This is a genomic window from Streptomyces milbemycinicus, from assembly GCF_002154605.1.
Classification (GTDB): domain Bacteria; phylum Actinomycetota; class Actinomycetes; order Streptomycetales; family Streptomycetaceae; genus Streptomyces; species Streptomyces milbemycinicus.
In genome coordinates this window covers 1-5933 of record NZ_MUNE01000501.1, presented here as the reverse complement: position 1 = coordinate 5933, position 5933 = coordinate 1, and the positions used below count along the sequence as shown (strand labels likewise).

Annotated in this window: 8 protein-coding genes; 7 read left to right on the top strand and 1 reads right to left on the bottom strand. The window is 69.7% G+C overall.

All coding sequences use genetic code 11. From position 1 onward, the window contains the following. The 4 genes from speB to CCN51_RS35460 form a co-directional block, all read left to right on the top strand. The coding region (speB, locus tag CCN51_RS35470) for an agmatinase (protein ID WP_086860525.1) at positions 1–886 on the top strand (886 nt) is incomplete at its 5' end. Between the two features lie 219 nt (positions 887–1105). Beyond that, positions 1106–1261: a hypothetical protein gene (locus CCN51_RS56070; protein WP_014179501.1), complete on the top strand. Its 156-nt coding sequence runs from the start codon at positions 1106–1108 to the stop codon at positions 1259–1261. A 35-nt stretch (positions 1262–1296) separates the two neighbouring features. Continuing rightward, entirely contained in the window at positions 1297–1839 is a 543-nt protein-coding gene (locus CCN51_RS35465; protein WP_014179502.1) for a sigma-70 family RNA polymerase sigma factor, read from the top strand. Further along, positions 1823–2638, top strand: coding sequence for a hypothetical protein (locus CCN51_RS35460; RefSeq protein WP_014179503.1), 816 nt, complete (start codon positions 1823–1825; stop codon positions 2636–2638). Before CCN51_RS35465 ends, CCN51_RS35460 begins: the two co-directional genes overlap by 17 nt. An 88-nt stretch (positions 2639–2726) precedes the next feature. Here CCN51_RS35460 and CCN51_RS35455 read toward each other — a convergent pair whose 3' ends face one another. Then, positions 2727–3197 (bottom strand): ATP-binding protein, encoded by a 471-nt coding sequence (locus tag CCN51_RS35455; protein ID WP_014179504.1) that lies wholly within the window; start codon positions 3195–3197, stop codon positions 2727–2729. 141 nt (positions 3198–3338) lie between these two features. On the opposite strand from CCN51_RS35455, the gene CCN51_RS35450 reads away from it, so the two are divergent. The 3 genes from CCN51_RS35450 to CCN51_RS35440 all read left to right on the top strand — a co-directional run bounded on the left by CCN51_RS35450 (position 3339) and on the right by CCN51_RS35440 (position 5480). After that, the gene (locus CCN51_RS35450) at positions 3339–4193 is read left to right on the top strand and encodes a helix-turn-helix domain-containing protein (protein ID WP_014179505.1); all 855 of its coding nucleotides are present in this window, start codon (positions 3339–3341) and stop codon (positions 4191–4193) included. 11 nt (positions 4194–4204) lie between these two features. Then, positions 4205–4405, top strand: coding sequence for a DUF397 domain-containing protein (locus CCN51_RS35445; RefSeq protein WP_106436704.1), 201 nt, complete (start codon positions 4205–4207; stop codon positions 4403–4405). 91 nt (positions 4406–4496) lie between these two features. Then, positions 4497–5480, top strand: a complete 984-nt coding sequence (locus CCN51_RS35440) for an aldo/keto reductase (protein WP_014179507.1) — start codon at positions 4497–4499, stop codon at positions 5478–5480. The last annotated feature ends 453 nt before the right edge of the window (positions 5481–5933 follow it).

Here is a 5933-nt window from a genome sequence, read left to right as displayed (position 1 = left end):
CGACGAGGTCGGCGGCGCGGCGGACGTCGCCGTGGTCGGCGTGCCCTTCGACAGCGGGGTCTCCTACCGCCCCGGCGCCCGCTTCGGCGGCAACGCCATCCGCGAGGCGTCCCGGCTGCTGCGCCCCTACAACCCGGCCCAGGACGCCTCCCCTTTCGCCCTCGCCCAGGTCGCCGACGCCGGGGACATCGCCGCGAACCCCTTCAACATCAACGAGGCCGTCGAGACCATCCAGACCGCCGCCGACGACCTGCTCACCGCCGGCGCCCGCCTGATGACCCTCGGCGGCGACCACACCATCGCCCTGCCCCTGCTGCGCGCCGTCGCCCGTAAGCACGGCCCGGTCGCCCTGCTCCACTTCGACGCCCACCTCGACACCTGGGACACGTACTTCGGCGCCGAGTACACCCACGGCACGCCCTTCCGGCGGGCCGTCGAGGAAGGCATCCTCGACACCTCCGCCCTCTCGCACGTCGGAACACGCGGTCCGCTCTACGGAAAGCAGGACCTGGACGACGACGCCAAGATGGGCTTCGGCATCGTCACCTCCGCCGACGTCATGCGGCGCGGCGTGGACGAGGTCGCCCAGCAGCTGCGCGAGCGCATCGGCGACCGACCCCTCTACATCTCCATCGACATCGACGTCCTCGACCCCGCCCACGCCCCCGGCACCGGCACCCCCGAGGCGGGCGGCCTCACCTCCCGCGAGCTCCTGGAGATCCTGCGCGGCCTGTCCTCCTGCCACCTGGTCTCCGCGGACGTCGTCGAGGTCGCCCCCGCGTACGACCACGCGGAGATCACGTCCGTGGCCGCCTCCCATACGGCGTACGAGCTCACGACGATCATGGCCCGCCAGATCGCGGCGGGAGCCTCCGGCGGCGCCTGAGGGGCTTCAGCCCCCTCGGCCGCCCAGATGACGGCAAGGCCCGGCGTGGCGAACCCGGCCGTCGGTAACCGGATCGATGCAGTCCGTAAGAATTTCGTATTGTCTGATGCACATTCGGACGCTCGCGAGCGCTAGACGTAACAGAGGGCGCAATACGGCGCACTCGCGGGGCGGGGACGGGGCAGCCTCGTACGACCGACAGAAGGACAGCGAAAGTCCGTGAATCTTCAACTCATAGGGGATCTCGTCACTGCCGCGCTCGTCACGCGCGTTTTCGGCAGCGACGTCCTGGCCCTGCTGCGCCGCGTCGCCGCGGTCGGGGTCCGCGTGGGCATCTCGGAACTGCACCAGGGGCACAGGGAGGGGAAGCGGTGACACGGGACCACCTCCGCCCGCGGAGTGTGACCTCGATGACCGGACTGCCCGACGAACTCCCACCGGATTTCCGCGCCTTCCACCAGCTCCACCGCGGCGCCTACATCCACCGGGCCGAGGTCTACCTCGGTAACCGCGCCGACGCCGAGGAAGCCGTCGACGAGGCGTTCGAACAGCTCGCCCGTTCCTGGGCCCGCGTCCTGACCATGGAGAACCCCGCCGCCTATGCCTGGAAGGTGATGAAGCACCGCGCCATCGACGTGGCGCGTGCGCGAAAGCGCGGCCCCTGCCTCGTGGACAACGCGACGTTCGAAACCGCCGCCCTGCGCGACGCGATCGACCCCATCGCGATGCTCGAGGAGAGCCTGAACCTCTATCAGGCGATCAAGAAGCTGCCGGAACGCCAGCAGGACGTGGTCATCCTGCTCCACTGCCGTGGCTACACCGTCGCCCAGACCGCCACTCACCTCGGCATCACCGAGGCGGGCGTACGCTCCACCGCGCGCTACGCCCGTCGCCGCCTCCAGCAACTCCTCGAGACCAGCGAAGGAAGCAATGCCGATGACCTCGCACATTGACCACGTCCTGGCGCGGGCCCTGCTCAACCCCACCCCTGCCCCCGACCTCGCCGCCGCCGAGGCCCGCATCGCCGTCCGCCTCGCCGACGGCTCCCCGGACCGCTCGGCGACGGCCGACGACCGGGATGCCGCCGCCGGTCACGTGCCGGGCACGGACGAGCGGATGGCCCGGGATCTGCGAACCCTGTGCGAGGCGATCATCGGGCGTGACGGTGCTCTGGCGCAGCTACAGGAAGTCATCACCCACCACATTCTGGAGCCGCCGGGCGCTCGCGTGCTGGGCTGCGTCCTGCAACTCGCCGGCCACGAAGACAGCGCGCAGTTCTGGTGGCAGTTCGCCAGCGGCGCCGGCGACCCCGCCGCCGCCTACTGTCTCTACCTCCACCACATGGCCCTCGGGGAGGAGGCCCAGGCCCACTGGTGGCTGGCCTGGTGGCACGAACAGGCGGGCGGAGGCATACCGCCCGTGACCGATCCGCAGGAGGAGTCGGCCACCACCGACCACGAAATGGCCACCGCCCTGCGCATCCTGCGCGGTCTCAAGAAGGGCACCGTAGCCCCCGCCGCCACCACTGCGGTCATCAACTACGTCGCCCAGGCCGTGGACTTCATCGACGACCTGGACCTGCCACTGCCCGAACCGGAGTTCGCCGACCGTATCGAAGACCTCACCGCCACCGAGACCGTCACCTTGAGCGCGGCCCCGTCCGGCAGGGCTCTCCTCCCCGAACGCCGCTCCTGCCACCCGTCCAGGCACGGCCGACCTCGGGGAGCGGTGAAGGCGGTCAGCGGCGCGTGAGGGCTCGCGCGGCCAGGGCAGCCGCTCTGAGCTGTGCGTACTACCCTGAACACGTGATCGACCCCGGCAGTTCGGATGCCGGGGTCGATCACGTGGCAGTTCGCGTTACGGGAGCGTCGGACAGCGAGAACCACACACTCTTGCCGGTGGGCCGCAGCCCGCCGTGCCACACCGTCCCCCAGGCGTCCGCGAACGCCTGGACCAGCAGCAGGCCACGCCCGTGTTCCGCGTCGGCCTCCGCCTCGGGGGTGCGGGGTGCGGGCGGCCAGGGGGCGCCGCCCGGGTCGTCGTCCCGTACGGATACGTGGAGTTGAGGGCCCCGGATCGTCGCTTCGAGGGAGAGCAGCGGCACCTTGGTATGGAGGTGGACGTTCGCGACGACCTCGGTGACCAGGAGGCGGGCGGTCTCGACGAGGGTGGGGTGGCCGGTGGCTGTCAGGAGGCCCGCGATTATCTCGCGTGCAACTTTGGCGGTTTCGGGGATGTTGGGGGCGCGGAGTCGGTAGCGGTGGGCCGGTTCCGTTGCGTGGATGGGTAGTTGGGTTGGCAGGTCGGCCATGGTGATCCCTTCCGGCGCCGCGCGAGTGTGGTCTGAGTAGCGGTACGATCACAGACGGTATGGATAAACGCTGTACCGGTACAAGGTTTTCCTCCGTGTCTCACTCATGTGGGTGGCGGAGAAGGAAGGACTGTGACGGCCATGCCGCCAAGGGGCAATCCGACGGTTCGACAGGTGCGCCTCGGGTCCGAGCTGCGGAGAATGCGGGAGCGAGCGGGCAGGACCGCCCGGGAGGCCGCCGCGATGCTCGGCGTCGACCAGGCCAGGATGAGCAACATCGAAGCGGGCCGGATCGGGATCAGCGACGAGCGCATCCGTCGGCTCGCCACCTTCTACGCGTGCGCTGACGTCTTGCTGGTCGACGCGCTGTGCGCCATCGCGGACGAGCGGCGGGGCCAGTTCTGGTGGGACGAGTACCGCGGAATCCTTGCACCCGGCTTTCTGGATGTGGCCGAGATGGAACACCACGCGGTGTACGTCCGGTCCATGCAGGCGATGGTGATCCCCGGGCTGTTGCAGACCGAGGACTACGCGCGTGTTCTCTTTCAGGGGATCCTGCCCCCGCTACCAGCGGAGGAGATCGACGCGAGGGTTGAGCACCGAATGAGACGACAGACCATCCTGGAACGTCAGGAGCCGGTACGGCTGACGGCGACAATCCACGAGGCGGCGCTGCGTATGCGGTTCGGCGGGCGCAAAGTGGCTCGCGCACAGCTCGAGCGTCTGATGGAGGGATCCGGCTGCGAAGTGGTTACCGTACGCGTCGTCCCGTTCACGAACGAACACTTCGTCGAGACCACCAACCCGATCTTGTACGCCGGGGCGCCAGTTGCTCAACTGGACACGGTTCAGGTGGACAACGCGGTCGGGGGACACTTCCTGGACGCCGTGGCCGAGCTTGAGAGGCATCGCGAACTGCTCGATCAAGCTGAGAGCGTGGCTCTCGGTACGGAAGAATCGCGGCAGCTCATCCATCACATCGCGCGGGAACTGTGAGAGGCATGGTCATGAGTACTTCGATCCAGTGGCGGAAGTCATCATTCTCGGGCGCTCAAGGGCCGGACTGCGTAGAGCTCGCCCGGCGCGCCGACGCCACCCTCATACGGGAGAGCGACGACCCCCACGTCGTACTGGCCACGACTCGGACCGGGCTGGCGGCTTTCATAGCAGGGGCGAAGGCGGGCGCCTTCGACCACCTCACGCCCTGAAGCATCCCGCCCCGAAAACCAGTTGGCGCCCCGCCACCCCCACGGCAAACTTGCCGCCCGTCGGCGCCGTGACACGAGGAGGAACCGCGGGATGAGAAAGAACCGGCTCGGCCGCAGCACGGTAGAGGTCACGGAGTTGGGCTTCGGGGGCGGGCCGCTGGGTGGGTTGTTCGCGGCGCTGGACGACGAGACCGCCGCGGGGGCGCTGGCCGCGGGGTGGGACCTTGGCATCCGGTACTTCGACACCTCGCCGCACTACGGCATCGGACACTCCGAGCGCCGGATGGGCGACCTCCTCCGCACCAAGCCGCGCGACGAGTTCACGCTGTCGACGAAGGTCGGCCGGCTGCTCGTCCCGCAGGACCCGGCGGGCCGTATGGACGACGCGTTTCAGGTGCCCGCGACGCACCGCCGGGTGTGGGACTTCTCGCGCGACGGTGTACGCCGCAGCGTCGAGGACTCCCTCACCCGCATGGGCGTCGACCGCATCGACATGCTCTTCCTCCACGACGCGGAGAAACACTTCGAGGACGCCCTGCGCACCGGCTATCCCGCCCTCGACGAGTTGCGCGCCGAGGGTGTCGTAGGAGCCATCGGGGCGGGGATGTACCACACCGGCATGCTCACCAAGCTGGTCCAAGAGGCGGACGTGGACGCGGTGATGCTGTCCGGCTACTACACGCTCCTGCAGCACAACGCCCTCGACGACCTGCTGCCCGCGTGCGCCGAGCGCGGCGTCTCCGTACTCGCGGCGTCGATCTTCAACTCGGGTCTGCTCGCCACCCCGCGCCCCGCCGAAGGCGCGCACTTCGAGTACGCGCCCGCCTCGCAGGAACTGCTCGGCCGGACGCACCGCATCGCGGATGTCTGCGAGGCGCACGGAGTGACGTTGCCGCAGGTGGCGATGGCGTTTCCGCTGCGGCATCCGGTCGTCGCGGGGATCGTGGTCGGCATGCGTACCGCCGAGGAGGCGCGGAGCAATCTCCAGTCGTTCGGGGCCGAGATCCCGGACGGGGTGTGGGCCGATCTGCGGGGCGAGGGGCTGCTCGACGAGCGCGCGCCGGTGGCCGCGTAAGGGGGTCGGTCGCGATTCGGCCCGGGGCGTGCCCGTTGTCCCGGTTCCTCGGCCCGGCAGGCGGCTGGGCTCAAAGAGGCTCCGCTGCGCTCCGCCGCAGCTGCTGCCGCGCGGTGGCGAGCCGGTCAGTCCAGCGGTGCGCTGGACGGAGGCGCGCGAGCGCGACGAACGGGCCGGCGACCGCTGGACGGCATGGTCCGGACGCCGCGTGCGGGCATCGTCTCGCGCCTTCGGCGCACAGCGGCCAACAGCGGGAAGGAGAGAGGGCGCCGGGGGCATCGTCGCCGTCCAGCCCAACGGGCCCTCACCGGCCGGCGCGCGGTGGGACGGCGGATGGCGGCGGACGGTCGCTTGGAGCGGTGGACGGCGGTCCGGTTGGGGGCCTCCCCCCACCTGCTCTTAAAAAAATGCTTGAGCTGCATCAAACGTTTTTCTGAGAGCAGGTGGGGGGAG

What these genes read in the sequence shown, in the direction of transcription:
- CCN51_RS35465 (WP_014179502.1), top strand. Translation starts at nt 1,297, where the DNA reads ATGACCGGACTGCCCGACGAACTCCCACCGGATTTCCGCGCCTTCCAC.
- CCN51_RS35460 (WP_014179503.1), top strand. Translation starts at nt 1,823, where the DNA reads ATGACCTCGCACATTGACCACGTCCTGGCGCGGGCCCTGCTCAACCCC.
- CCN51_RS35455 (WP_014179504.1), bottom strand. Translation starts at nt 3,197, where the DNA reads ATGGCCGACCTGCCAACCCAACTACCCATCCACGCAACGGAACCGGCC.
- CCN51_RS35450 (WP_014179505.1), top strand. Translation starts at nt 3,339, where the DNA reads ATGCCGCCAAGGGGCAATCCGACGGTTCGACAGGTGCGCCTCGGGTCC.
- CCN51_RS35445 (WP_106436704.1), top strand. Translation starts at nt 4,205, where the DNA reads ATGAGTACTTCGATCCAGTGGCGGAAGTCATCATTCTCGGGCGCTCAA.
- CCN51_RS35440 (WP_014179507.1), top strand. Translation starts at nt 4,497, where the DNA reads ATGAGAAAGAACCGGCTCGGCCGCAGCACGGTAGAGGTCACGGAGTTG.